Source organism: Cupriavidus sp. GW822-FHT03E04, from assembly GCF_058801495.1.
On the sequence record NZ_JBXANI010000073.1, the window covers coordinates 1 to 1178 of the forward strand.

A 1178-nucleotide genomic window follows, 5' to 3' on the forward strand; every position below is an offset into this window, starting at 1 on the left:
GAGGGTGAGGACAAATTCAGGCATTGGACAATCGGCGTACGAGCAAACGTGCCTGAGATAGCCAGACCCAGGCGGTTGCGCTGGCGATGCTGCGATCATGATGCATGATCAGGCGGCGCGAGCGTTCGTTCCAGGCATGGGTTCGCTCCACCACCCAGCGCATGGGCAAGGTGGGGAACGTTTGATCCAGCGGCCACAGGGACTGCTGCGCATCGTGCCAATGCCCAGCCTTGGGCGGACGACGCACGATGTGCACATTCAGGCCGTGAGCTTGCTCAAGGGCGGCGGCACAGCGCCCCGCATACGCCGAGTCGGCAAACAGCCGCTGCAACGTGCCGGCCTTGGCGCAAGCTTGAGCCACCACTGTTGGCGCTGCGTCGCGATCTTGCACGCTAGCGCTGGTAATGCAGACCGCCAACAACAGCCCCAGCGTGTCCACCACGATATGTCGCTTGCGCCCTTTGACCTTCTTGCCCGCGTCGTATCCTTGGCCTGCCCCCTGCGGCGAGATCCGGGTCGACTGTGAGTCGATGATGGCGGTTGTGGGCTGGGCCTCGCGCTGGATGCGCCTGCGCCATTGCTGGCGCAGGCGCTCGTGCAACTGCTCGAACTTGCCTTGCGCGCTCCAACGCAGGAAGGCCTTTTGCACGGCCGGCCAGGGTGGAAAGGACTCGCGCGGCAGCATGCGCCAGGAGCAGCCCGTGCGCAGCACGTAGCAGCACGCATCGACCATGCGGCGCCTCTCGTACACCGCAGGTCGTCCCCGATGTCCCTCTGGCCGTTCGAACAGGTTGGCCGCCAGCGCCCATTCAGCATCGGTCAGGCAACTGGTGTACTTGCCAGGATCGGCCGGCTCCAGGCGATGAGAGTCGCTGTAGCCGTAATGCGCGGGCTCACTGGGCTTTGCATAGAGTACAGCGCTGGGTTGCGCAACTCGCTTCAATCCAGCGCGGCGCAAAGCCGCCGCCAGCGTGACTGTGCTGACCCTGGGGCCACCTTGCTCGGCAAGGCCTTGGGCCAACTCCCTCATCGTCGCGTTTGGATGGCTTCTCACCAGCTCCCGCAACTGCGCGTGATGCTCCTCGTCTATGGCCAAGGGCCTTCCCATCTTCCCCATGACTGCATCTCCATGTTCAGTTTAGGAAGAATAGGTCTTTCTTTGTTTTGTCTCCACCCTC

Annotated in this window: 1 protein-coding gene; it reads right to left on the minus strand. The window is 63.3% G+C overall.

The window, feature by feature from the left end; genetic code table 11:
* Positions 1-16: 16 nt before the first annotated feature.
* Positions 17-1117: an IS5 family transposase gene (locus AC1RQC_RS40315; RefSeq protein WP_492815261.1), complete on the minus strand. Its 1101-nt coding sequence runs from the start codon at positions 1115-1117 to the stop codon at positions 17-19.
* Between the last annotated feature and the right edge of the window lie 61 nt (positions 1118-1178).

Bases quoted from the DNA above. Each gene is read 5' to 3' on its own strand.
- AC1RQC_RS40315 (WP_492815261.1), bottom strand. From the start codon at position 1,117: ATGGGGAAGATGGGAAGGCCCTTGGCCATAGACGAGGAGCATCACGCG.